The sequence below is a fragment of the Streptomyces acidicola genome (genome assembly GCF_009377235.1).
GTDB lineage: Bacteria > Actinomycetota > Actinomycetes > Streptomycetales > Streptomycetaceae > Streptomyces > Streptomyces acidicola.
Genome location: NZ_VMNX01000157.1, coordinates 1 through 22,165, shown reverse-complemented (window position 1 = coordinate 22,165; position 22,165 = coordinate 1). Strand labels below are relative to the sequence as shown.

At 70.7% G+C, this 22,165-nt stretch carries 22 protein-coding genes and 1 pseudogene; 13 read left to right on the top strand and 10 right to left on the bottom strand.

What is annotated here, in order from left to right; genetic code table 11:
- Positions 1–1,007: 1,007 nt before the first annotated feature.
- From FPZ41_RS31535 to FPZ41_RS31520, 4 genes and pseudogenes are all read left to right on the top strand, one after another.
- A complete protein-coding gene (locus FPZ41_RS31535) occupies positions 1,008–1,610 on the top strand; it encodes an ABC transporter permease (protein ID WP_152867031.1) in 603 nt (200 codons plus the stop codon).
- 215 nt (positions 1,611–1,825) lie between these two features.
- Positions 1,826–2,743, top strand: a complete 918-nt coding sequence (locus tag FPZ41_RS31530) for an NAD-dependent epimerase/dehydratase family protein (RefSeq protein WP_152867030.1) — start codon at positions 1,826–1,828, stop codon at positions 2,741–2,743.
- Between the two features lie 757 nt (positions 2,744–3,500).
- Positions 3,501–3,995 carry a GNAT family N-acetyltransferase gene (locus FPZ41_RS31525; RefSeq protein WP_152867029.1) on the top strand — a complete coding sequence of 165 codons (495 nt, stop codon included), beginning with the start codon at positions 3,501–3,503 and terminating at the stop codon, positions 3,993–3,995.
- 139 nt (positions 3,996–4,134) lie between these two features.
- Positions 4,135–5,281: pseudogene (locus FPZ41_RS31520) on the top strand (IS701 family transposase).
- Here the strand turns inward: FPZ41_RS31520 and FPZ41_RS31515 are convergent.
- Positions 5,244–5,387, bottom strand: a complete 144-nt coding sequence (locus tag FPZ41_RS31515; protein WP_228023103.1) for a hypothetical protein — start codon at positions 5,385–5,387, stop codon at positions 5,244–5,246. The pseudogene FPZ41_RS31520 and the gene FPZ41_RS31515 sit on opposite strands and share 38 nt — an antisense overlap.
- 171 nt (positions 5,388–5,558) lie before the next feature.
- Here FPZ41_RS31515 and FPZ41_RS31510 point away from each other — a divergent pair, with 171 nt between their 5' ends.
- The 3 genes from FPZ41_RS31510 (at position 5,559) to FPZ41_RS31500 (ending at position 8,187) form a co-directional block, all read left to right on the top strand.
- Positions 5,559–6,746 (top strand): MFS transporter, encoded by a 1,188-nt coding sequence (locus FPZ41_RS31510; protein WP_322620961.1) that lies wholly within the window; start codon positions 5,559–5,561, stop codon positions 6,744–6,746.
- 97 nt (positions 6,747–6,843) lie between these two features.
- Positions 6,844–7,116: a hypothetical protein gene (locus tag FPZ41_RS31505; RefSeq protein ID WP_152867028.1), complete on the top strand. Its 273-nt coding sequence runs from the start codon at positions 6,844–6,846 to the stop codon at positions 7,114–7,116.
- A gap of 9 nt (positions 7,117–7,125) precedes the next feature.
- Entirely contained in the window at positions 7,126–8,187 is a 1,062-nt protein-coding gene (locus FPZ41_RS31500; protein ID WP_152867027.1) for a hypothetical protein, read from the top strand.
- Positions 8,188–8,310: 123 nt separating this feature from the next.
- On the opposite strand, the gene FPZ41_RS31495 is transcribed toward FPZ41_RS31500, so the two are convergent.
- Positions 8,311–9,174: an MOSC domain-containing protein gene (locus tag FPZ41_RS31495; RefSeq protein ID WP_152867026.1), complete on the bottom strand. Its 864-nt coding sequence runs from the start codon at positions 9,172–9,174 to the stop codon at positions 8,311–8,313.
- Between the two features lie 179 nt (positions 9,175–9,353).
- A complete protein-coding gene (locus FPZ41_RS31490) occupies positions 9,354–9,557 on the bottom strand; it encodes a hypothetical protein (protein ID WP_152867025.1) in 204 nt (67 codons plus the stop codon).
- 83 nt (positions 9,558–9,640) lie between these two features.
- Between FPZ41_RS31490 and FPZ41_RS31485 the strand changes: the two genes are divergently transcribed.
- Together FPZ41_RS31485 and FPZ41_RS31480 are read left to right on the top strand one after the other, a co-directional pair.
- Positions 9,641–10,387: a maleylpyruvate isomerase family mycothiol-dependent enzyme gene (locus FPZ41_RS31485; protein ID WP_152867024.1), complete on the top strand. Its 747-nt coding sequence runs from the start codon at positions 9,641–9,643 to the stop codon at positions 10,385–10,387.
- Between the two features lie 165 nt (positions 10,388–10,552).
- Entirely contained in the window at positions 10,553–10,882 is a 330-nt protein-coding gene (locus FPZ41_RS31480) for a DUF6332 family protein (protein WP_152867035.1), read from the top strand.
- Here the strand turns inward: FPZ41_RS31480 and FPZ41_RS31475 are convergent.
- Together FPZ41_RS31475 and FPZ41_RS31470 are read right to left on the bottom strand one after the other, a co-directional pair.
- Positions 10,843–11,508 carry a response regulator transcription factor gene (locus FPZ41_RS31475; RefSeq protein WP_322620960.1) on the bottom strand — a complete coding sequence of 222 codons (666 nt, stop codon included), beginning with the start codon at positions 11,506–11,508 and terminating at the stop codon, positions 10,843–10,845. The genes FPZ41_RS31480 and FPZ41_RS31475 overlap by 40 nt on opposite strands.
- Complete coding sequence (locus FPZ41_RS31470; protein ID WP_152867023.1) at positions 11,505–12,788, bottom strand: sensor histidine kinase; 1,284 nt, start codon at positions 12,786–12,788, stop codon at positions 11,505–11,507. Before FPZ41_RS31470 ends, FPZ41_RS31475 begins: the two co-directional genes overlap by 4 nt.
- 137 nt (positions 12,789–12,925) lie before the next feature.
- On the opposite strand from FPZ41_RS31470, the gene FPZ41_RS49985 reads away from it, so the two are divergent.
- Complete coding sequence (locus FPZ41_RS49985) at positions 12,926–13,243, top strand: AfsR/SARP family transcriptional regulator (RefSeq protein WP_322620959.1); 318 nt, start codon at positions 12,926–12,928, stop codon at positions 13,241–13,243.
- Here the strand turns inward: FPZ41_RS49985 and FPZ41_RS31455 are convergent.
- Positions 13,198–13,953: a TetR/AcrR family transcriptional regulator gene (locus tag FPZ41_RS31455; protein WP_152867021.1), complete on the bottom strand. Its 756-nt coding sequence runs from the start codon at positions 13,951–13,953 to the stop codon at positions 13,198–13,200. The genes FPZ41_RS49985 and FPZ41_RS31455 overlap by 46 nt on opposite strands.
- A 214-nt stretch (positions 13,954–14,167) precedes the next feature.
- Here FPZ41_RS31455 and FPZ41_RS31450 point away from each other — a divergent pair, with 214 nt between their 5' ends.
- Positions 14,168–14,617: a nitroreductase family deazaflavin-dependent oxidoreductase gene (locus tag FPZ41_RS31450; RefSeq protein WP_152867020.1), complete on the top strand. Its 450-nt coding sequence runs from the start codon at positions 14,168–14,170 to the stop codon at positions 14,615–14,617.
- A 24-nt stretch (positions 14,618–14,641) separates the two neighbouring features.
- On the opposite strand, the gene FPZ41_RS31445 is transcribed toward FPZ41_RS31450, so the two are convergent.
- Entirely contained in the window at positions 14,642–15,847 is a 1,206-nt protein-coding gene (locus FPZ41_RS31445; RefSeq protein WP_322620958.1) for a geranylgeranyl reductase family protein, read from the bottom strand.
- A gap of 174 nt (positions 15,848–16,021) precedes the next feature.
- Here FPZ41_RS31445 and FPZ41_RS31440 point away from each other — a divergent pair, with 174 nt between their 5' ends.
- A complete protein-coding gene (locus FPZ41_RS31440; protein ID WP_152867019.1) occupies positions 16,022–17,377 on the top strand; it encodes a dipeptidase in 1,356 nt (451 codons plus the stop codon).
- Positions 17,378–17,408: 31 nt separating this feature from the next.
- Here FPZ41_RS31440 and FPZ41_RS31435 read toward each other — a convergent pair whose 3' ends face one another.
- From FPZ41_RS31435 to FPZ41_RS31425, 3 genes are all read right to left on the bottom strand, one after another.
- A complete protein-coding gene (locus FPZ41_RS31435; RefSeq protein ID WP_322620957.1) occupies positions 17,409–18,443 on the bottom strand; it encodes an NUDIX hydrolase in 1,035 nt (344 codons plus the stop codon).
- Positions 18,444–18,806: 363 nt separating this feature from the next.
- On the bottom strand, positions 18,807–19,238 hold the full coding sequence (locus tag FPZ41_RS31430; RefSeq protein WP_131566015.1) for a hypothetical protein: 432 nt from the start codon (positions 19,236–19,238) through the stop codon (positions 18,807–18,809).
- Between the two features lie 216 nt (positions 19,239–19,454).
- Positions 19,455–19,691 carry a hypothetical protein gene (locus tag FPZ41_RS31425; protein WP_152867018.1) on the bottom strand — a complete coding sequence of 79 codons (237 nt, stop codon included), beginning with the start codon at positions 19,689–19,691 and terminating at the stop codon, positions 19,455–19,457.
- 286 nt (positions 19,692–19,977) lie between these two features.
- On the opposite strand from FPZ41_RS31425, the gene FPZ41_RS31420 reads away from it, so the two are divergent.
- Positions 19,978–21,999 (top strand): NPCBM/NEW2 domain-containing protein, encoded by a 2,022-nt coding sequence (locus FPZ41_RS31420; RefSeq protein WP_194236272.1) that lies wholly within the window; start codon positions 19,978–19,980, stop codon positions 21,997–21,999.
- Positions 22,000–22,165 lie beyond the last annotated feature (166 nt).

The window sequence follows — 22,165 nt, the reverse complement described above, 5'->3', positions numbered from 1 at the left end:
GCCGGCACCGCAAGAACGACGGCTTCGGCCGCGACGACTTCCACATCGACTTCAACCGCCGGCAGGTCACCTGCCCGCAGGGCGAGATCAGCCGGGGATGGCACGGTCCCTACCCGACCTCCTCACCACGACAAGGCCCTCCCGGGCGGGCGGGTGAGGCCCCGGTCGGTACCGCCTTCACCGTCCGGGCCCCCGGGTTCAGGGAGGCGCACCTCTCCGCACGGCTCCAGCAGCCGCCCCTCCCTGGCCCGCCTGGCTCGTGTCCAGGACGACTGAGGCGCCATCCAATTGGCGATATGGCCGATTCGAGGCCGATCTCGCCATTTTCGTCAGCTCTCGATCCATGCCTGCGACCCCGCCGACCGAGCCCCCTTGCTCGGCTCAACTAAACATGCGTAGACTTACAGTCGTAACTAAACGCCGTTAGTTTACGAGGTGCGCCATGACTGCCACTTGCGTGATCACCGCGACCGAGGTCGTCCCGCCGGGCAAGGCCGAGCCCGAGGAACGACGGCCGCGCAGCCGCCGACCACCGGCCTCGGGTATCGGCCGGGCCGGCCCTCAGCTGGAGGCGGTCGGCGTGTTCTCGCCGAACAGCGGAGCCACCACGGCCCGTACGGGTACCGGTCACCCGGCTCTTTCGTGTCCGGCGGGGGCCTGGCCGGTGCCGTCATCGTGGCCGGCCCGAGAACCGTCGCTGCACGCATCGGCGCCGATGCCCCGCGGTCGCCGAGGCCGACGCCTGGGTCACCCGACCGCGGACCGGCGGCGCTGACCTCATGCCCGTCCCGGCTCGTCACCCCGGCCGCCGCCACACCGTCCTCGCCAACGGCATCGCCCACGGCATGGCCGCCGGGCGGATGTCGCCAGATCCCGAAACGTCGCCGTCGCGACCGTCATCGTTCCCGAGAGCCGGCGTCCGGCGCCCGTCCCCCGGCCCCCGTTCACCCTCCGCCGTCCTGCGAATCCCTCTCACAGCCACCCGCATCCATCCGGAGGCATCAGCCATGTCCGTCACCACCACCGCCACCGTCAGCCTGGGCGTGGTGCGCGCCCTCAGTGAGGTCGACAACCGTTCGGCCTACGCCTGCTTCGGGCTCGCCTACGTGCTGGGCCACGGTTCAGCCGCCGTCTCCGGAGGCGACAACCCGCTTCTCGACCTGCCCGGTTGGCTGCCCATGACTCTCCTCGGCATCGGACTCGCCGCCGGCACCGTCCAAGCCACCCGCGCCGCGCTGCGCGCCCAGCGGGACGCCACCGGGCCGGAAGCGCTGACCGGCCGGCTTCTCGGCGCCGCCTGGGTCAGCGCCTTCGCGGCCCTCTTCCTCGCCATCACCGGTCTCGCCGCGGCCATCGACCACCCCGACATACAGACCCTGCTGTGGCCCACCGGCTCCGCGTTCGTCGTCGGACTGCTGTACATCGCCGAGGGCGCGGCACGCCGCAACCCGCTCCACTACGGCCTCGGTACCTGGCTCGCCCTGACCTCCACCGCGGCTCTCCTCCTCGGCAGCCCCGCCTTCTACTGGGTGCTCACCCTCGCCGGCGGCGGCGCCTACGTACTCGCCGCTCTCCTCGAACATCGCCGCCTCGCTCTCGCCACCCGCTGAGTCCGCGGTGCGACGGCGGCCACACCTCTCCGCCTGCCCACCCGGGCCGCCACACTCCCGGAATGAGCGCAGGGGTCACCCTCTGCCGCGGGAACGACCAACAACTCGCCGGCACGGCTGCCCGCATCGGCTTCGGCGCACATGACCGCCAGAGACCGGTCCACCGTCCTGGGCATGACGCACGTCCGGAACACCCATCAAGGAGGAAACCCGACATGAACGATCACGTTGTCATCGGAGCCGGATCCATCGGCTCATCCGTCGCCCGCCTGCTCGCCGAGCGCGGTGAGAGCGTTCGGATCGTGACGCGCAGGGGCTCCGGGCCCGAACACCCAGGGATCGAGCGGGTCGCCGCAGACGCTTCCGACGCCCACCGAGTGACCGAACTGTCCCGCGGCGCCAAGGTGATCTATCACTGCGCGAACCCGCCCTCGTACAGCATGTGGGAACGCCTGCTGCCACCGCTCCAGACAGCGTTGATCGCCGCCGCGAAGACGAACGACGCCGTCCTCTCCCTCACCGGCAGCCTCTACGCCTATGGTCGCCGGCCCGGAGGCCTGATGGACGAGCACACCCCCATGGAGGCCACCGGACGCAAGGGCCTCCTCCGCAAACGGATGTGGGAACAGGCCCTCGCCGGCGGCATCCGCACCGTCGAGGTCCGCGGCTCCGACTACATAGGCAAGGACGCGGCAGGCATCTACTCGCTTTCCATCGAGCCGGCCCTGGCGAAGGGCCGAGCCGCCTGGATCATGGGAAACCCGGACATGCCGCACACCTTCACCTTCAACGGCGACATGGCACGGGCTCTGATCAGGCTCGCTCGCGACGAACGGGCGTGGGGTCGCGCCTGGCACGTGCCGTCCCCGCCCGCCATCACGATCCGAGAGCTGGCCCAGCGCTGTGCGGCCGCCGCGGGCCGACCGCCGATCAAACTGATCCAGATGCCACGCTTTGTGATGCGCTCAGCGGGGGTCGTGGTACCCATCGCCCGCGAGATGGCCGAGATGGACTACCAGTGGTACGCACCGTTCCGCATGGCGGCAGACGAAACCGCGGTCACCTTCGGCCTCACCGCCACCGACCTCGACACCGCTGTCCGCGACCAGGTCGGAGCCCCGGCACAGCTCTGAAGGACACCGGCCGCCGGCGCCGACCGCGGTCGTCTCGCCCTACGACCCGACGGCCCGTTACGCGCGGCGCGGTCACACCACTCGCTGGAAAGGGCTCGTCGCGCATGTCACCGAGATCTGTTCCCCTGACGACGTCAACGTGATCACGGACGTGGCCACCACCGACGCCACCGGCTAGGACGCCAAGGCTCTGCCGGGCATCCACACCCGGCTGAAGCGCCGTGGACCGCTGCCCGCCGAGCACCTGGTCGACGGCGGCTACACCTCCCTGGTCCATCCGGAGCAGGGAGCCCGGGAACACCAGGTCACGGTCACCGGGCCGCTGCCGGTCAACTCCACCCGCCGGCACCGCAAGAACGACGGCTTCGGCCGCGACGACTTCCACATCGACTTCAACCGCCGGCAGGTCACCTGCCCGCAGGGCGAGATCAGCCGGGGATGGCACGGTCCCTACCCGACCTCCTCACCCACGGCGGCACCTCTGATCGTGGCACGGTTCGCCAAGAGCCAGTGCCCTCCCTGCCCGATCCGCACCCGCTGCACGACCACCGCCGACCGCGCCCCCATCGCCGTCAACATCGAACGTCTCAGCGGCCGGGACCCCCGCACCCCGGTCCGCTCAGCCCGACCACCGACTGCTTTCCAGACCTACTCGACCAGAACGACTTCCCTCGGTCGAAGTCCTGGCGGACCCTCGGCAGCTGACCTCGACCGCTCAAGATCCCCGACAGAGGCACCTACTGAGTAGAGTCGGGCAATGCCCGAGCTGAAGCGGCTGCATGCCGACCACGCCCCGGCGGTCCTGGCCTTCGAGCTGGCGAACCGCACCTACTTCGCTGCCTCGATCTCCGACCGCGGCGACGACTTCTTCGACCAGTTCACCGACCGGTACAACGCCTCGCTGGCCGAACAGGAGGCCGGCATCTGCGCCTTCTACGTGCTCGTCGCCGAGGACGGCTCGGTACTCGGCAGGTTCAACCTGTACGACTTGGAGGACGGCACTGCCAGACTCGGCTACCGGGTCGCGGAGCGGGTCGCCGGCCGCGGCGTGGCGACCGCGACCGTCCGGGAGCTGTTCCGGATGGCGACAGCGACGCACGACCTGCGCACACTGCGGGCGGCCACCTCCCACGACAACGCCGCGTCCCAGAAGGTCTTGGCCAAGGCCGGGTTCGTCCCGGTTGGCCCTGCCACCCCGGCCGATCTCGGCGGCAAGTCAGGCACTTGGTACCAGCGCGACCTCCGCTCATAGACCTTGATCTTGCTCGTGGGTCGGCTGCGGGAAGGCTGCGGCCACCGTTGAGCATTTGTGTGTGAAGACTAACGATCTTGCGGTGACCGCAGGTCACAGCGTGGACCCTGCTTGCCGGCAGGAAGCGTTCGAGGGCCTGATGAGCCGGATGGCCGGCCGGTTCGCCCGGGTTGAACCCCCGGCGTCGGGTACGGGATCTGATGCTGGGGCTGCTGTCGGACCTGCCACGCAAAAACTGCTGGAGCATCGCCGAGTGGGCCGGAGAGGCCACCCCGGACGGCATGCAGCACCTGCTCGGCCGGGCCCGACGGGATGCCGACGCCGTGCGCGATGACGTGCGCGAGTACGTCCCGGAGCATCTACACGACGAGGGTGCAGTGCTGGTGATCGACGACACCGGGGACGTGAAGAAGGGCACGCACACCGTCGGCGTCCAGCACCAGTACAGCGGCACCGCCGGAAGGAACGAAAACGCGCAAGTCGCTGTCTACCAGCCGGCCGCCCGCATGAGGCCGATTTCTCGACGCCGGGCACCGCGCCGGCTGGGTCGCGGCAGACGAGGTCTACGGCGGCAACCCAAGGCTGCGCTCCGCGCTGGAAGAGCGCCAGGTCGGCTATGTGCTCGCCGTCGCCTTCTCACATGAAGCCACCGGCGCGGGGAAGTTCCGCGCGGATGCCCTGGCCACGAAGGTGCCCAAGCGGGCCTGGCAGAAGCTGTCGGCCGGGGCCGGTGCCAAGGGGCACCGCTTCTACGACTGGGCGGTCATCGATCTGGCCGAACCCCCGCCTCGGCAGGCGCCAGCTGCTGATCCGCCGCAACCGCACCACCGGTGAACTCGCCTACTACCGCTGCTTCTCACCCGACCCCGCGCCCCTGAACACGCTGGTCCGCGTCGCTGGATCAAGGTGGCGGGTGGAGGAGACCTTCCAGTCCGGAAAGGGCCTGGCCGGACTCGACGAGTACCAAGTCCGTCGCTACACCTCCTGGTTGCGCTGGGTCACCCTGGCCATGCTCACTCACGCCTTCCTCGCCGTTGTCCGCGCCGACGAGCACGTCCGGCACCTGCACCTGACGGGCTTATCCCGCTCACCTGCAACGAGATCCAGCGACTGTTCATCACCTTGGTCGTCCGGCCCGTACGCGAGGCGCCCACCGGCTCTCCTGGTCCGCCTGGCGACGCCACCACCAGGCCCGAGCCAGCGGTGGTAGTCACGGGCAAACGGGCTCGTGGGGAAGGGTGAAACGGACTACGAGGCCAGGCCCCACAGCTCTCGGGCCTCGATGATGGCACCCTTGCCGTTCTGGCGAGGCACGTTGGCGCACACTTCGAACGCGGCCCAGCGGCCCTCGGCGTCCTCGGCCATGCCTGCGTGGGGACGAACTGCTGCCACGGGTCCAACTTCAGCCCGGCCCGCGCCGCCAGGTCCATGGGCCCGGCGGGGCAGACGCGAGGACACACCCCTGCCGCGCCCTGGAGCCGGTCGCCCCTCCTTGCCCCGCACCGGCACCCCACTTAGCCTGACTTTGTGCCGCGAATAAACAAAGCCCGAACTCACACCGTCGTGCCGGGCAACGACCTCACCCGGCTCCGTATCGCGCTCACCACCTTCTTCGCCCTCGACGGCTTCATCTTCGCCGGCTGGGTCGTCCGCATCCCTGCCATCAAGCAGCAGACCGGCGCATCGGCCAGCGCCCTCGGCCTCGCCCTCCTCGGCGTGTCCGCGGGCGCGGTGATCACGATGATGCTCACCGGCCGCCTCTGCCGCCGCTTCGGCAGCCACCCCGTGACCGTGGTCTGCGGCGTCCTGCTCTCGTTCAGCGTCGCCCTGCCGCCGCTCACCCACTCGGCACTGGCGCTCGGCGCCGTACTGCTGGTCTTCGGAATGGCGTACGGCGGCATCAATGTCGCCTTCAACAGCGCCGCCGTTGACCTGGTGCGTGCGCTGCGAAGGCCCGTCATGCCCAGCTTCCACGCCGCTTTCAGCCTCGGCAGCATGATCGGTGCCGGGCTCGGCGGACTGGTCGCCGGGGCGCTGTCCCCCACGCGTCATCTGCTCGGCCTCACCGCGATCGGTCTGATCGTCACCGCCCTGGCGGGCCGCACCCTGCTGCGCCACCGCCCTCCGACGTCACCGGAGAACGCATCGGACAAGGAGCCCGCGCCACGCCGCCTGGACAACGGCACCCGTGGTCTTGTGATCACGTTCGGCCTGATCGCCTTGTGCACGGCTTACGGGGAGGGAGCCCTGGCCGACTGGAGCGCACTGCACCTGGAACAGGATCTCGACGCCACACCGGGCGTCGCGGCCATCGGCTATTCCTGCTTCGCGCTCGCCATGACCGTGGGCCGGCTGACCGGCACCAAGCTGCTCGAACGCCTCGGCCAGACCCGTACGTTGGTATCCGGCGGCACGACCGCCGCGGTCGGCATGCTGCTCGGCGCGCTCGCCCCCTCCCTGTGGGTGGCACTCCTCGGCTTCGTGATCACCGGGCTCGGCCTCGCCAACCTCTTCCCGGTCGCGATCGAACGCGCCGGCACGCTGGCCGGTCCCGACGGAGTCGCGATCGCATCCACTCTCGGCTACGGCGGCATGCTCCTGGGCCCGCCCGCCATCGGGTTCATGGCGGACTGGTTCTCCCTTCCCACCGCCCTCACCAGTGTTGCGGCTCTGGCCGCGCTGGCCACGGTCATCGCTTTCACGACCCGACGCGCCGCAGCAGGCTCACACCCTGCCTCTCCCACGTCCTGAGGAGGGGGCCTTGAGGTCGCCCCTCCTCGTGAACCGCTCTACGGCCTCGCGTCGTCCTGGGTAGTGCCACTGCCAGATGACGACGAGGGGCCAGGGATTGAGGATCGGTACAGAGGCCAGGGCTGACACTGGTCCGGGAGGGAAGGACGAGGCGGGTCGCAGCGGCGGCCGTCCCTCACCGCCGCCCGCACGGCGTCAGGTGCTGCGCCGGTTACATCAGCTGGCCGCCGTGCTGGTCAGCGTCTGCGCCCTGCTGGGCGCGGTACGGCTGGTCGTGCCCGCCACCGCGGACACGGACAGCGAACCGCCCGGGGTTCGGCGGCAGTTGGTGTTCCTGCGTGAGGGGTTGGACGACGGAACCGGCGACTAGGCGCAGAGGATGTTCCCCGAGGGCTACTTCTTCCTGCACGCGCTCTACGGTCTGAGCTGGGTCGAGATCGGGATGCGGGAACCGGTCGGCGACAGGTCGACGGCGTTGCGAGAGGTCCGGTGGGCGCTGGCGAAGCTGGACTCCCCGTCCGGCCGCGCCCCGTTCAGCCCGGGACTCACTCCGCCGTACGGCGTCTTCCACCGAGGCTGGAGCAACTGGCTGCGCGGCGGCGTGCTGAGCCTGCAACCAGCCGGGCACCGCAACCCCGGCGAGGCGCGCCGGTTCACCCGTGACTCGGCCGCACTCGCCGCGGCCTTCGACACCTCGCGGTCGCCGTATCTGGAGGCGTACCCCGGTCAGGTGTGGCCGGTCGACTCGACCGTGGCGATCGCGTCGCTGCGGCTGCACGACGCGCTGCTGCCCGACCGGTTCACCGAAACCGTCCAGCGGTGGGTGCGGGAGGTGCGCGGGCGGCTCGACCCGCGCACCGGCCTGCTCCCGCACCGGGCCGACCCGGACACCGGCGATCCGATCGAGGTGGCCAGGGGCACCTCGCAGAGCCTCATCCAGCGTTTCCTGATCGATATCGACCCGGTCTTCGCCGGTGAGCAGTACCTGCGCTTCCGCGACCGGTACCTCGCCTCGCCGCTCGGCCTCGGGCCCGCCGTGCGGGAGTACCCCGAAGGCATGGACGGCCCGGCCGACATCGACTCCGGCCCGCTCCCGCTCGGCGTGAGTCTGTCGGCGAGCGTGGTCACCATCGGCGCGGCACAGGTTCACGGCGACGTCCCGCTCGCCGCCGCGCTGGCAGGCGTCAGCGAGTTGGCCGGCCTCCCCGTCGACACCCCGTGGACCAAGCGGTACGCCTTCGGTCTGGTCCCCGTCGGTGACGCGTTCCTGGCGTGGTCGAAGAGCGCACGGCCTTGGGTGGCGAAGGCGCCGCCCCCGCCACCGGCGCAGATCTCGGGGTGGTGGCGCGTTCCCCTGCTGTCGCTGCTGGCCGTACTCGCCGCCGCACCATGGCTGCCCACGCTGGTCCGGCGGCACCGGCGGCACCGGCGGCGAACCTGAAGTGGCGCCAGGTGCCACCAGGTTGTAGTTCCTCGTCCGGTGAACCTGGCCCGGGGTTGAGCTTTGCACCACACATCACGTACGGGACGCGTGCGGTGATGTGCGTCGTTGGCGCGGGGATCATCACGCGAGCGTGACGGGGTCGCCGCGCCGAATGGTGCCGCCCGCGATCACATCGGCGTAGACCCCTACATGCACCTGATTGTGCTGCGCTGCCGTACGCAGGATGCCCACGTCTCGCGGCAAGTCGCCTTGTGGCAGCGTGGTCATGACGCAGCGAGGGCAGGGGCCGGAGATCCGCAAGCGGACCTCATTGCCGATCGCGACCGTGTGACCGATCCAGTCGTTCTCCACGAAGCCCTGCTCGTCCGGGTCGGTCGCCACGACAATGTTCGGCCTGAACCGCCGAGCCTCGAAGCGTCCATCGGGATACAGCGCGTGCAGCCGTTCGATTGTCGCCGTCGTCAAAAGGTGCACGACCGCCATATCGAAAAGGGTGCCCGGCGGCATTTGCCACTCGGTCACCGTGTCTCTGTGATCGAGACCCTCCATATCCGGCCAGTACTCCTCGGCCGTCGCACCCGACGGCTCTCCCTCGCCTCGCGCCTGCGCAAGCACGACCTCCCGGCCGAGTTCTTCGGAGAGGATCTGCGGCAGGTGGGGCTGGTCGCTCAGCGCGGTGGTTCCATCGGGCAGGGTCAGGCGAACGGCAGGCAGTTTCGATCCCGCCTGAGGAGGCTCGACATAAGCGGCACGGAAATCGAAAAAATTCCCCCACTTGCGCGGATTCTTCGCGCCCGCGACCTTTCCCGTCGCCGCGTCGACAATGGCGAACTGTCGATCCCCGACGAGACCGCGCTCCGTGACCTCGGAGGCATTCAATTCCTCCCCCAGCATCGACTTCACTGGGTAGCGCCACAGTCCGACAACCGTGCCGCCTCCCGCATGCGTGGAGGGCGAGAGCGATTGCGACGGATCCGTTTGCATGACGGCGTCCTCCTGTTCAAGGCACGAGCGCAGCACGTAACGCCGGCGTCGCCCTTCAAGCGGAAAGCCTCGCCACACTCCTGTCAAACGGACAGCCGCAGGTGCGTGAAATCCGGAGTACGCGACTTGGGGTTTGACGGACCTCCGACCGGGTGGTGGGCATGTTCAGCGAGTCCACGTCAGGAGGCGGCGTCCGCCACCTCATTTCCCCGGCTGCGCCTTCGAACGGTCAGCTTGAACAACTCGACGGTGTGATCGCCGACCGCGTTCGCGCAGGAGCGGTGGCGTCCGCGATCCGGCAGCCGATCGCCCCCGCCTGCTCGGGGGTGAGCGGGCCACGGGCCGCGGACCGCGACGATCTGCGCGAGGCTGCGTGCGGTCACGTACTCCATGACGATCCAGCAGGTGTCGCCCTCGTTGTCGTGGTCGAAGACGGCGACCGCACTCCATCCGGCACACTCGCCCCATGGAGACTGCCGAGCACATCGAGACCCTGGACAGAGAGGGCCGGCTGCTGGTCGCGGCCGCCGAGGGAGCCGGGACCGAGGCCCGGGTGCCGACGTGCCCAAAATGGCAGGTGCGGGATCTGCTGCGGCACACAGGGACGGTGCACCGGTGGGCCGGGGCGTTCGTCGCCGAGGGGCACACGTCGTACCACCCCGGCGAGGGCGAGCCGGACCTGGACGGCGCGGAGCTCCTGGACTGGTTCCGGGAGGGCCACCGGCGGCTCGTCGACACCCTCACCGCGGCGCCCGCGGACGTGGCGTGCTGGAGCTTCCTGCCCGCGCCCTCGCCGCTGGCCTTCTGGGCACGGCGGCAGGCGCACGAGACGACGGTCCACCGGGCCGACGCGGAGTCGGCGCGCGACGGGACGGCCGACGCGGTCGGCGCGATCGCCCCGGAGTTCGCGGTCGACGGCATCGACGAGTTGCTGCTCGCCTTCCACGCGCGTGAGAAGAGCCGGGTGCGCACCGACCGGCCGCGGGTCCTGAGGGTACGGGCGACGGACACGGGCACCGTGTGGACCGTACGGCTGTCATCCGGGCCGCCGTTGAGTGAGCGGGGCGAAACGGCGGACGCGGACTGTGAGGTGGCGGGTCCCGCCGCGCGGCTCTATCTGTCGCTGTGGAACAGGCAGTCGTTCCCGAGCATCACGGGCGACGAGTCACCCGCCGCGCTGTGGCGCGAGAAGTCCGCCGTGACCTGGGGGTAGCACGCCGGACCGGGAAGCGCCCGGAGGCCGTCCGGCCTCCGGGCACCGGTGGGTGGTGCGGGACGCTCAGCCGGCTGCCACGTCCCGCCCGGCACACACTTGTTCCATAGGGCTTCATACGGTTTCATACGGCGCGCGGAGACGAACGGGGAGCGAGAACGCATGATGTACGCGGGGCAGGGGCGGCGGACGCAGGCCGAGCGGGACGCGATCACCGTGGAGATCGGGTACGCGCTGTTCAGTGCGGCGTTCGGGGCGGCCGTGGTGTTCGGGGTCGTGGCGGGTCCGGCGCTGCTCTTCGCGCTGCCGCCCGGCGTGGAACGAATGCTCGTTCTCTTCGGTCTGGCACTGGCCGCCCCGCTCTTCGTCGCCCGTGTGGTGAGCGTGCTGCTGCGCTTCCGCCGGGGCGCCAGTCCGGTGGTGGTGCCCCGCTCCTCACCCGGTACGCCCGGGCCTCAACCCAGCCAGCCCGGGCGCACCAGCCCGGACTCGTAGGCCAGCACGACCAGTTGGGCCCGGTCGCGGGCACCCAGCTTCACCATCGTGCGGCTCACATGGGTCTTGGCGGTCAGCGGGCTGACGACGAGACGGCGGGCGATCTCCTCGTTCGACAGGCCGATGCCGACGAGGGCCATCACCTCCCGTTCCCGCTCGGTGAGTCCGCCGAGCGACGCGGCTGCCGCGGGCTCCTTGGAGCGGGCCGCGAACTCCGAGATCAGCCGACGGGTCACCCCCGGCGAGAGCAGCGCGTCGCCCTCGACCACGGCCCGTACCGCACGCAGCAGTTCCTCCGGCTCGGTGTCCTTCACCAGGAAGCCCGAGGCGCCGGAGCGGATGGCCTCGAAGACGTACTCGTCGAGCTCGAACGTGGTCAGCATGACCACCTTGACGTCCTTCAGACCCTGGTCCTCGGTGATACGGCGGGTCGCGGCCAGCCCGTCGAGGACCGGCATCCGGATGTCCATCAGGACGACCTCGGGCCGCAGTTCGCGCACCTTCCGCAACGCCGCCTCGCCGTCGGCGACCTCCCCGGCCACCTCGATGTCGGGCTGCGCGTCGAGGAGCGCCTTGAAGCCTGCGCGAACCAGGGACTGGTCGTCGGCGAGCAGTACGCGGATCACCGGCCCTCCTTGGCGTCGTGGTCCTGGGCGGGCGGCGTCTTGAGCGGTACTACGGCGAGCACCCGGAATCCGCCGTCGGCGCGCGGCCCCGCCTCGATCGTGCCACCCAGGGAGGCGGCCCGCTCCCGCATTCCGGCCAGTCCGTTGCCGCTGCCGCCGGCGTCCGCGCCGGTCGCGGGCCCGTCGTCGTCGATCCGCAACCGCAGCGCCCCGGCCGCCTGTCCGAGGCGCACGCGCGCGTGCCGTGACCCCGAGTGCCGTACGACGTTGGTGAGGGCCTCCTGCACGATGCGGAACGCGGCGAGGTCGGCGCCGGGCGGGAGCGGGGGCGCCTCGCCGTCGACCTCCACCGTGAGGCCTGCGTCGGCCGCCTGCTCGACAAGCTCGGGCAGGCGGTCGAGCCCCGGTGCGGGGGCGCGCGGGGCGTCACCCGGCGTCCGTAGCGTGTCGAGCACCTGGCGGACCTCGCCGAGGGCCTCCTTGCTGGCCGACTTGATGGTGGTGAGCGCGGTGCGGGCCTGCTCGGGGTCGGAGTCGAGGAGCGCGAGGCCGACGCCCGCCTGCACATTGATCACCGAGATGCTGTGCGCGAGGACGTCGTGCAGTTCCTGGGCGATCCGCAGCCGCTCCTCGTCGGCGCGCCGCCGGGCCGCCTGGGCGCGCTCGGCGCGTTCGCGGGCCCACTGCTCGCGGCGTACCCGGGCCAGTTCGGAGACCGCGACGATCGCGATGATCCAGGCGGTGACGGGCACCTCCTGCCCCCAGTCGGCCGCATGGTCCCCGGCCGGTGGCAGCCACTGGTACAGCCAGTGCGCCACCAGCACGTGTCCCGCCCAGAACATACCGACCGCCGCCCAGGCGGCCTTGCGGTGCCCGGTGACGATCGCGCTGAAGCAGCCCAGGGCGACCGTGAGGAACACCGGGCCGTACGGATACCCGGCGCCCAGATAGACCGTGGCCGTGGCAGCCGTCCCGAAGGCGACGAGCACGGGGTACCGCTGCCGCCACAGCAGCATGCCCGAGCCGAGTAGCAGGAGCACGCGCCCGAACGAGTCGAGGGATGCGTGCTCGCCCTCCTGGAACCGGGCAGCGGCGTTCGAGCCGACCAGCACGAAGACCGTGAGCAGCAGCGTGGAACGCCACGGCCACCGGGGACCCGCGTCCTCGTCCGGCCCCGTCCGCCACGGAGGATGCCCTGGCCACCACGGCGGACCGCCCGGCCTCCCTCGCCACGGCGGTCCGCCCCACGCCGGGGACGTGTGCGCGCCCTGCTCTTCCATGACGGCCACGCTAGACGCCGCGCACCGCCCGCAGCGTCACCCGAGCGAGGTGATCACACGTACTCCCCGCGAAGTACGCCCTCCGCGGACGACTCCACGGACGTCTTCCCCGCCCCTTCCCTGATCCCGAACCGCTCGTGCAGCCGGTGCAGCGGACGCGGCGCCCACCAGTTCGCGCGACCCGCGAAACGCATCGTCACCGGCAGCAGGACGACCCGGATGAGAGCCGCCTCGTCGCCGCGCGCCCCCTGCAAGGACAGCCCGTCGGGCTGCTGATGCTCGCGCTGTACCGGACCGGCCGCGGCGTGGACGCGCTGATGGCGTACGAGGAGCTGCGGCAGCGACTGACGGAGGCGCTGGGCGCCGACCCGGGGCCGGCGCTGCGCTCACTCCACGCGCGCGTCCTCCGTCAGGATCCGGCCTTGATGGCACCGCCGCCCGTGCCGGTCGGCTGAGGGAACACCAGCCCGACGTGGTGGGCGAGTCGGGCCGCGGCGTGCCGGAAGAATGCCTCCCGTTCCTCGACGACGCGGTGGAACTGGCCGAACACCTCGAAGTTGACCAGCCCGAACAGCTGCGCCCAGGCCGCGACGAGCACCGCGACCACGGCGGGCGGCAGATCGGGCGCGAGCTCGGCGGCCATCCGCTCCGCCTCCGGCACGACCTCGGCCGGCAGCTTCCACTGGGCCACGCCCTTGCCGCGGTGCGCGTCCCGCACGATCCCGGCGAGCAGCTGTCCGACCCGCGAGGCCGCGGGCACGGTGGTGGCGGGCGCGGAGTAGCCGGGCACGGGCGATCCGTAGATCAGCGCGTACTCGTGCGGATGCGCCAGGGCCCAGTCGCGCACCGCGGCGCACACGGCGATCCAGCGCTCGGCCGGCGCCGCCCCGGTGACCTGGGCGTCCGCGCTCTCGGCGGCCTGGCCGAGGGAGTCGTAGGCATCGATGATGAGCGCGGTGAGCAGGTCGTCGCGGCTGGGGAAGTAGCGGTAGAGGGCGGAGGAGGCCATACCGAGCTCGCGGGCGACGGCGCGCAGCGAGAGCTTGGACGCCCCCTGCGCGGCGAGCTGCCTGCGCGCCTCTTCCTTGATGGCGGCGGTGACTTCGATCCGGGCGCGGGCACGGGCTCCTTGTGTGGCGGCGTGGGCTCCTTGTGTGGTGCTCATGCGGGGCAGTGTGCCATGTATTCAGAGCGGTGCACACAATCGCGAGCAGTGCTCCACAAAGAGATCGGCCACCCTCGATTCAGAGCACCGCACAAAATCGAGAGCAGTGATCTTGCTTTGGATCGTCGATCTCGTGCACACTGCCTCATGCGAGAGCAGTGCTCTCACTCAAGAGCAACGCTCACGCAGCCCCGCCACCCTCAGGAGGTTCGCCATGTCCACGTACGTCAAGAAGCCCGACTGGTTCACCGTCAACGTCCTCAACCGCGTCATCGCCTGGATGACCGGCCGCGGCGTCAGTGTCTGGGGTTCCCGGGTGCTCGCCGTCCGCGGCCGCAAGAGCGGGCAGTGGCGCACCACCCCCGTCAACCTGCTGACCGTGGACGGCGTGCAGTACCTCGTCGCGCCGCGCGGCCACGTCCAGTGGACGCACAACATGCGGGCCGCCGGCGGGGGCGAACTGCGGCTCGGGAAGAACGTGGACGTGTTCACCGCGACGGAGGTCGGCGACGACGACAAGGTTCCGCTGCTGCGGGCGTACCTCAAGAGGTGGAAGGCCGAGGTGGGCGCGTTCTTCAACGGCGTCGGCCCCGACTCGCCCGACGCGGAGCTGCGCCGGATCGCCCCCGACCACCCCGTCTTCCGGATCACCGTCAAGGCGTGACCGACGCCGAAGCCACCCGTTCGTTCAGCGGTCGAGCGCGGTCAGGGCGCGCTGGGCCACCGGATGGCTGCGGACGATCTCGCCCAGCGAGGTCGACCCGCTCGTGATGTCCTTGAAGGCCTTCCAGGCGGGACGGAAGCCCGTGAGGGCCGCGTGGAAGAGACCGGGGCGGCGATGGAAGGCCGTCAGCAGCCGCTTGCCGACGCTCATCTCGACGCCGAGCCCCGCCTTGATCGCGAACGCGTAGTTCAGGGCCTGGCGCCGGGTGTCCACCGCGTCGTGCGCCTCCGCGATCCGCACCGCCCACTCCCCCGCGAGCCGCCCCGACCGCAGCGCGAACGAGATGCCCTCGCGGGTCCATGGCTCCAGCAGCCCCGCCGCGTCCCCGCACACCAGCACCCGCCCGCGCGACAGCGGCGAGTCGTCGGCACGACAGCGCGTCAGGTGTCCCGAGGAGATGCTCGGTTCGAAACCGGCGAGCCCGAGCCGCCCGATGAAGTCCTCCAGGTACCGCTTCGTGGCGGCGCCTTCACCCCGCGCGGAGATGACCCCCACCGTCAGTGTGTCGCCCTTGGGGAAGACCCACCCGTAACTGCCGGGCATCGGGCCCCAGTCGATGAGCACCCGCCCCTTCCAGTCCTCGGCGACGGTCTCCGGCACCGGGATCTCCGCCTCCAGACCGAGATCGACCTGGCCGAGCTTCACCCCGACATGCGCTCCTATGCGGCTGGCGCTGCCGTCCGCGCCCACCACGGCCCGCGCGAGCAGCGTCTCGCCGCCCTGCAGGACGACGGCGACCGTGCGCCGGTCCGGCACGGCCGACCCGTGCTGCTCGACCCGTGAGACGGTGACACCCGTACGCAGCTCCGCGCCCGCCTTCTGCGCGTGCTCGACGAGTTGCTGGTCGAACTCGGACCGGTTGATCAGCCCGAACAGCATCTGCTTGGAGCGGCGCGTACGCGAGAAGCGGCCGTCCAGCGTGAACGTGACCGCGTGCACCCGGTCCCTGAACGGCAGCTCGAAGCCGGGGGGCAGGGCATCGCGCGAGGGTCCGATGATGCCGCCGCCGCACGTCTTGTAGCGGGGCAGCTCCGCCTTCTCCAGCAGCAGGACGCGCCGTCCCGCGACCGCCGCCGCGTAGGCGGCCGAGGCCCCCGCGGGTCCCGCGCCCACCACGACGACGTCCCACACCCGTTGCACGTCGTCCGCCGAAGAGTTCTCGCTGCTCACGATGGCCTACTGCTCCCGATCCAACCGCCTGCCGCTTCTGACCCCCGCATCCTACGGCGGGCATCCCCGCAGGCCACTGTGGGAGTATCGGCAGGCGCGTGCGCCCTACACAGGTCCGCGCATACGCAGCTGCGTACCCAGAAGCACAACGTCGCACCCACCAGGAGCGTGCCCATGTCGTCGAATCCGGTCGCCGAGACCGTCGCCTCGCTGATGCCGCGCGCACGGCAGGAACTGACCGAGCTGGTGGCCTTCAAGTCGGTGGCGGACTTCGCACAGTTCCCGAAGAGCGAGAGCGAGGGCGCCGCGACCTGGGTGGCGGACGCGCTGCGCACCGAGGGCTTCCAGGATGTCTCGCTGCTCGACACCCCCGACGGCACGCAGTCGGTGTACGGGTATCTGCCGGGGCCCGAGGGCGCGAAGACGGTCCTCCTGTACGCCCATTACGACGTGCAGCCGCCGCTGGACGAGGCCGCCTGGGTCAGCCCGCCGTTCGAGCTGACGGAGCGGGACGGGCGCTGGTACGGGCGCGGCGCGGCCGACTGCAAGGGCGGCGTGATCATGCACCTGCTCGCGCTCCGGGCCCTGAAGGCGAACGGCGGTGTCCCCGTCCACGTCAAGGTCATAGCCGAGGGTTCGGAGGAGCAGGGCACGGGCGGCCTGGAGCGGTACGCCGAGCAGCACCCGGAGCTGCTCGCCGCGGACACGATCGTCATCGGCGACGCCGGCAACTTCCGGGTCGGCCTGCCCACGGTCACCTCGACGTTGCGCGGCATGACCATGATGCGCGTCCGGATCGACACCCTGGAAGGCAACCTGCACTCGGGGCAGTTCGGCGGCGCGGCCCCCGACGCGCTCGCCGCGCTGATCCGCGTCCTGGACTCGCTGCGCGCCGAGGACGGCTCGACGACGGTCGACGGGCTCACGGCCGACGCGCAGTGGGACGGCCTGCGCTACGAGGACGCGCAGTTCCGCAAGGACGCCAAGGTGCTCGACGGCGTGGAGCTGATCGGCTCGGGCACGGTCGCCGACCGTATCTGGGCGCGCCCGGCGGTCACCGTGCTCGGCATCGACTGCCCGCCGGTGGTGGGCGCGACCCCGTCCGTGCAGGCGAGCGCCCGCGCACTGATCAGCCTGCGGGTCCCGCCGGGCGTGGACGCGGCCGGGGCGACCAAGCTGCTCCAGGCCCACCTGGAGGCGCACACCCCGTGGGGCGCGCGGGTGGACTGCGAGCAGATCGGTCAGGGGCAGGCGTTCCGCGCGGACACCTCCAGCCCGGCGTACGAAGCGATGGCCACCGCGATGGCCGTCGCCTACCCGGGCCAGGAGATGAGTTACGCGGGCCAGGGCGGCTCGATCCCGCTGTGCAACACCCTCGCCGCCCTCTACCCGGACGCCGAGATCCTCCTCATCGGCCTGAGCGAGCCGGAGGCGCAGATCCACGCGGTCAACGAGAGTGTGTCCCCCGAGGAGTTGGAGCGCCTCTCGGTGGCGGAGGCGCTGTTCCTGCGCAACTACGCGGCGCACTAGGCGCGTTGCCGGGAGGGCGGGCGGACCGCGGTCACACGGGTACGCCCGCCTCCAGGTAGAGCGCGGCGCCGCGTTCCCGCGCCCGCAGCGCCCACCTCAGCCGCTCGTAGCGCACGGGCGGGAGCAGGTCGGCGGCCTCCTCCTCGGTGACGAAGCGCCAGCCGCGCAGTTCGGGTCCGGGAAGGACGGGCCGCTGGTCCTTCTCGGTGAGGCGCCCGCCGTCGTACAGCAGACGCAGTCCTCCGTATCCCGGGGGCGCGGGCGGCTCCCAGTCCACGACCAGCAGCCTGGGTACGTCGTCGAGCCGTATGCCGGTCTCTTCCGCGACCTCCCGCATGCCCGCCCGCGCGGGCGCCTCGCCGGACTCGACGACGCCCCCGGGGAACTCCCAGCCCGCCTTGTACGTGGGATCGACGAGCAGGACCCGATCCTGCTCGTCGAACAGCAGGACGCCCGCGGCGAGGGTCTCGGCGGTGGGCTCGGGGGTCTGCACGATGTCGCACGCGGGTACGTCTCCGGTGCGGACGGCCTCGGCGATGTGCCGGGCCGTCTCGTACGGGGTCTGGGCACTGGTGTCGACGAGGTGGGCGTCGGCGGTGAGCCAGGAGCCGAGGGCCGCGTGGTACGGCTCGATGTGGTCGTATGCCCACTGCCGGACCCGCATCTCGCCGTCGGGGAGGTCCGGGGGGATCTCCCGGCCGGCTATTCGCTCGCGCAGGATCGTTTCGGCCGGGGCGAGCAGGACGTGCAGCACCGGAATCCGGCGCGAGGCGAGGCCCCCGAATATCTCGTCGCGGTAGTCCTGGCGCAGCAGGGTCATGGGGACCACGAGGGTTCCGCCCAGCTCGGCGAGCAGCGCGGCCGCGGTGTCCACCACGAGCCGTCGCCAGCTCGACAGATCCTGGAAGTCGCCGACCTCGGCGAGGCGCTTGGCCGGCAGCAGGTGTGTGAGTGCGCCGCCGAGGACCTCGGGGTCGAAGAGCGTGCTGTTCGGGATCAGCTCGATCAGTTCCCGTGCGGTGGTTGTCTTCCCCGCACCGAACGCACCGTTGATCCAGACGATCACGGTTCCCCCTCTTCTGTTGGCCCCCTGAGGCTTGCCCGCTTCAGCCCGCCACGGAAACCAGCCGGTTTTGAAGCGCCGCACACACGACGCCCAGCGGGACCGCTACCCGCCTGCACCGGCGCGAATGCGGCCCCTGGGGCTCCCTCCTGTCTCACGGGCATCGCTGGATCAGGACAACCAGCCGGGGTCTCGGTGGGAAACAGCGGCGGTGGACGAAAAAACCGCTGTCAGGATCAGTTCCGGGGGGCCGGAGCATTCGGCAGGCGGCGGCGAAACGGCTACCGGGCCGAGCCGGGTGCCAGGCCCCCGCGCCGTGCCTCCTCCAGCCCCACCAGGGCGGTGGTGGCATCGGATGGCGTTCGGTCACAGGTCCGTGGGGATACCGCTCGCCTCGGCGATGCCGCGCAGTTCCTCGTCCTCCCGGTAGCGGGCGCGGATGCAGTCCGCGATGTCCTTGCGCCGTTCCGGGTCGGCCGCCGTGTCGGGATCGGTGACGACGCGGACGGGCTCGCCGCCCTCGATCTCGATCTGGATGAGTTCGTTGTCGACGCGCCCCGTGACAGCGGTGGCGATGACCAGGGCGGCCTCGTCACGGACCGCCTGTGAGATGTCGGCGGCGGGTTCGTCGTCCAGGTCCGGGCCGTCCGGCCCTGCGTCCTCCGAGTCGAGCGCCCTCAGCACCGGCTCGACCATGCCCAGCAGGAGCTCGTACTCCTCGGAGGTCATGCTCATGCGCAGGAGGCCGAGGTGGATGTCCAGGGCCTCACCGTGGGGTGGGAGATTCGGCTCGTTCATAGTCTCCGGGTTCCCCGATATCCGGATCGCTCCCAGCAATCCTCAAGACGGGCGTGGAACTGCCGTTTCCTCATCCGGGTCCGTGCTGTCGCAGTGCGCCGTCACAGCGCGCGGCCCTCGTCCGGGGCCGGGGCACCGGACGAGGGCCGACGTCCACGAAGCCCTCCTCGGACCGGCCTGCTCCGTGATCGTTCATCGACAGCTCATGTCGTCGGGTCAGCGGTGACGGCTGGTGCTGGTGCTGCCTCCGTGGCCACCCTGCTCCCCCTGTCCCAGCGTGTCCCCACCGACGGTCGGGGCCTCGCCTGCGACAGTCCGGTCGAGGGTGCTGTGGGTGTCGTCCACGTCCAGGTTGCCGAGGGAGCCGGCGTCGAGACCGTGGGACGGCGTGATGGCCGCGACGACGAAACCGGTGGCCAGGGAGGCAATGGCAAGCATGCTGCGCTTCTTCATGCCCCGTTCAACTGCGAAATCGGCCCGGGGTCACGCATCCCTCGCGCGGGTGTCACCTGCCCGGCGTGCCGCGAACACGTCCGCGCACCGGCGGGCAATGCGTTCATCAGGTGCCCACCACTGGTCAGACCTCACTGTGACATCCGATGACCTGTCCACCCCTTGTCAGCCCAATCACACCCTCCCCGCTCCTTCCACCCAGCTTTCACGCGCCCTACCGTAAGCCCGCACAGATGACGCGAACATGAAGACATCCCATCTTTCGCGAGGACGAAGGAGCGTAACGATGCGTCACCTTCCCACCCGCACAGCTCGCCGAAGACTGGTCGGAGCGTTCACCGCGGGGCTGCTGGGCCTCGCCGGACTCTCCGTACCGGCCGCGGCCACCCCCGCCGTGCAGCCGACCGCCCCCACCCTGGACGACGGCCTCGCCCTCACCCCGCCGATGGGGTTCAACAACTGGAACTCCACGCACTGCCGGGCGGAGTTCAACGAGGCCATGGTCAAGGGCATCGCGGACCTGTTCGTCGAGAAGGGACTCAAGGACGCCGGGTACGAGTACGTCAACCTGGACGACTGCTGGGCACTGCCGCAGCGGGACGCGGACGGCAAGCTGGTGCCCGACCCCGTGCGCTTCCCGAACGGGATCAAGGCGGTCGCGGACTACGTGCACTCCAAGGGCCTCAAATTCGGCATCTACACCAGCGCGGGCACGAAGACGTGCAGCAACGTCGGGTTCCCGGGCGCGCTGGGTCACGAGTACAGCGACGCACAGCAGTTCGCGGACTGGGGCGTCGACTACCTCAAGTACGACAACTGCAACAACCAGGGCGTGGACGCCAAGCTGCGCTACACGACCATGCGCGACGCGCTGCGGGCCACGGGGCGCCCCATCGTCCACAGCATCTGCGAGTGGGGCCAGAACGAGCCCTGGGAGTGGGCCGCGGACGTCGGACAGCTGTGGCGCACGACGGGCGACATCAGCGACAACTGGGGGTCGATGCTGTCGATCCTGAAGAAGAACCTGCCGCTCGCGCCGTATGCCGGACCCGGGCACTGGAACGACCCGGACATGCTGGAGGTCGGCAACGGCGGGATGACGGACACCGAGTACCGCACACACTTCTCGATGTGGTCGATCATGGCGGCACCGCTGCTGATCGGCTCCGATCTGCGGTCGGCCTCCGACGAGACCTTCGACATCCTGGGCAACCGGGAGGTCATCGCGGTGGACCAGGACCCGCTGGGCAAGCAGGGCACCGTCGTGTCGTCCGAGGGCGGTCGCTGGGTCGTCGCCAAGGAGATGAAGGACGGCAGCCGGGCCGTGGCCCTCTTCAACGAGACGGGCAGCGCTCAGCGGATCTCGACGACGGCCGGAGCCGTCGGCCTTCCCGAGGCCGACGCGTACACCCTGCGTGATCTGTGGCAGCACAAGAGCTACAACACCGCGGGCACCATCTCGGCGACCGTCCCCGCGCACGGCACGGTCCTGTTCCGTGTCCGGGCCGACGACAGGTGGGCCGCGCATCCTCCGGCCGTCGAACTCGGCCTGCAAGGCAGCGCGTTGATCGAGGCGGGCAAGCCGACCGCGCTCACGAGCACGGTCACCGGCCTCGGCCGCACTCCGGCGAAGGGCGTCCTGGTCGCACTGTCGGGGCCGACAGGGTGGGCGGTGCGGGCGACCTCACCCACCACCGCGGGCGCACTGCCGACGGGACGCTCCCTGCGTACGTCGTGGGAGGTGACCGCGCCGGAGGGCACGACCACGGGGTCGTACGACCTGACCCTCAGGGCGACGTACCGGTCACCGACCGGGGTACGGGCCGAGAACGTGGTGCCACTGCGGTTCTCCGTGGTGGTGGCGCCGCCCTCGGGCACGTCGTACCTGAGCGATCTGCCGTGGCTGTCGACGACCAACGGCTGGGGCCCCGTCGAGCGCGACACCAGCAACGGCGAGAGCGCGGCGGGCGACGGCAACCCGCTCACCGTCAACGGAACCGTGTACGCGAAGGGCCTCGGTGTCCACGCGCCGAGCGCCGTCGAGTACTACACGGGGAGTGCCTGTGAGACGGTCACGGCCCAGGTGGGTGTCGATGACGAGGAGGGTGCCGACGGGTCCGTGGCGTTCGAGATCCATGCGGACGGTACGACGGTCGCGTCTACGGAGACCATGACCAACGCCCAGGCCGCGCAACGGATTTCAGCCGATGTGAGCGGCGCCCGGGTGGTCTCGCTCGTCGTCACGGACGGCGGCGACGGCATCACTTCGGACCACGGGGACTGGGGGGATGCGCAGCTGAGTTGCTGACGGAGGGTCCATCGCCTTCGCCGCCCCTACCCGTCCCATGCCTGAGGGCTGCGCCCCCAGCCCCCCGCTTGTCGGCCTGAACGGCCTCGTCCTCAAACGCCGGACGAGCTGACAATCCAGCCCCTCCGGCGTTTGAGGACGAGGCCGTTCAGGCCGACAAGCGGGG

What these genes read in the sequence shown, in the direction of transcription:
- FPZ41_RS31535 (WP_152867031.1), top strand. Translation starts at nt 1,008, where the DNA reads ATGTCCGTCACCACCACCGCCACCGTCAGCCTGGGCGTGGTGCGCGCC.
- FPZ41_RS31530 (WP_152867030.1), top strand. Translation starts at nt 1,826, where the DNA reads ATGAACGATCACGTTGTCATCGGAGCCGGATCCATCGGCTCATCCGTC.
- FPZ41_RS31525 (WP_152867029.1), top strand. Translation starts at nt 3,501, where the DNA reads ATGCCCGAGCTGAAGCGGCTGCATGCCGACCACGCCCCGGCGGTCCTG.
- FPZ41_RS31500 (WP_152867027.1), top strand. Translation starts at nt 7,126, where the DNA reads ATGTTCCCCGAGGGCTACTTCTTCCTGCACGCGCTCTACGGTCTGAGC.
- FPZ41_RS31495 (WP_152867026.1), bottom strand. Translation starts at nt 9,174, where the DNA reads ATGCAAACGGATCCGTCGCAATCGCTCTCGCCCTCCACGCATGCGGGA.
- FPZ41_RS31485 (WP_152867024.1), top strand. Translation starts at nt 9,641, where the DNA reads ATGGAGACTGCCGAGCACATCGAGACCCTGGACAGAGAGGGCCGGCTG.
- FPZ41_RS31480 (WP_152867035.1), top strand. Translation starts at nt 10,553, where the DNA reads ATGTACGCGGGGCAGGGGCGGCGGACGCAGGCCGAGCGGGACGCGATC.
- FPZ41_RS31470 (WP_152867023.1), bottom strand. Translation starts at nt 12,788, where the DNA reads ATGGAAGAGCAGGGCGCGCACACGTCCCCGGCGTGGGGCGGACCGCCG.
- FPZ41_RS31455 (WP_152867021.1), bottom strand. Translation starts at nt 13,953, where the DNA reads ATGAGCACCACACAAGGAGCCCACGCCGCCACACAAGGAGCCCGTGCC.
- FPZ41_RS31450 (WP_152867020.1), top strand. Translation starts at nt 14,168, where the DNA reads ATGTCCACGTACGTCAAGAAGCCCGACTGGTTCACCGTCAACGTCCTC.
- FPZ41_RS31440 (WP_152867019.1), top strand. Translation starts at nt 16,022, where the DNA reads ATGTCGTCGAATCCGGTCGCCGAGACCGTCGCCTCGCTGATGCCGCGC.
- FPZ41_RS31430 (WP_131566015.1), bottom strand. Translation starts at nt 19,238, where the DNA reads ATGAACGAGCCGAATCTCCCACCCCACGGTGAGGCCCTGGACATCCAC.
- FPZ41_RS31425 (WP_152867018.1), bottom strand. Translation starts at nt 19,691, where the DNA reads ATGAAGAAGCGCAGCATGCTTGCCATTGCCTCCCTGGCCACCGGTTTC.
- FPZ41_RS31420 (WP_194236272.1), top strand. Translation starts at nt 19,978, where the DNA reads ATGCGTCACCTTCCCACCCGCACAGCTCGCCGAAGACTGGTCGGAGCG.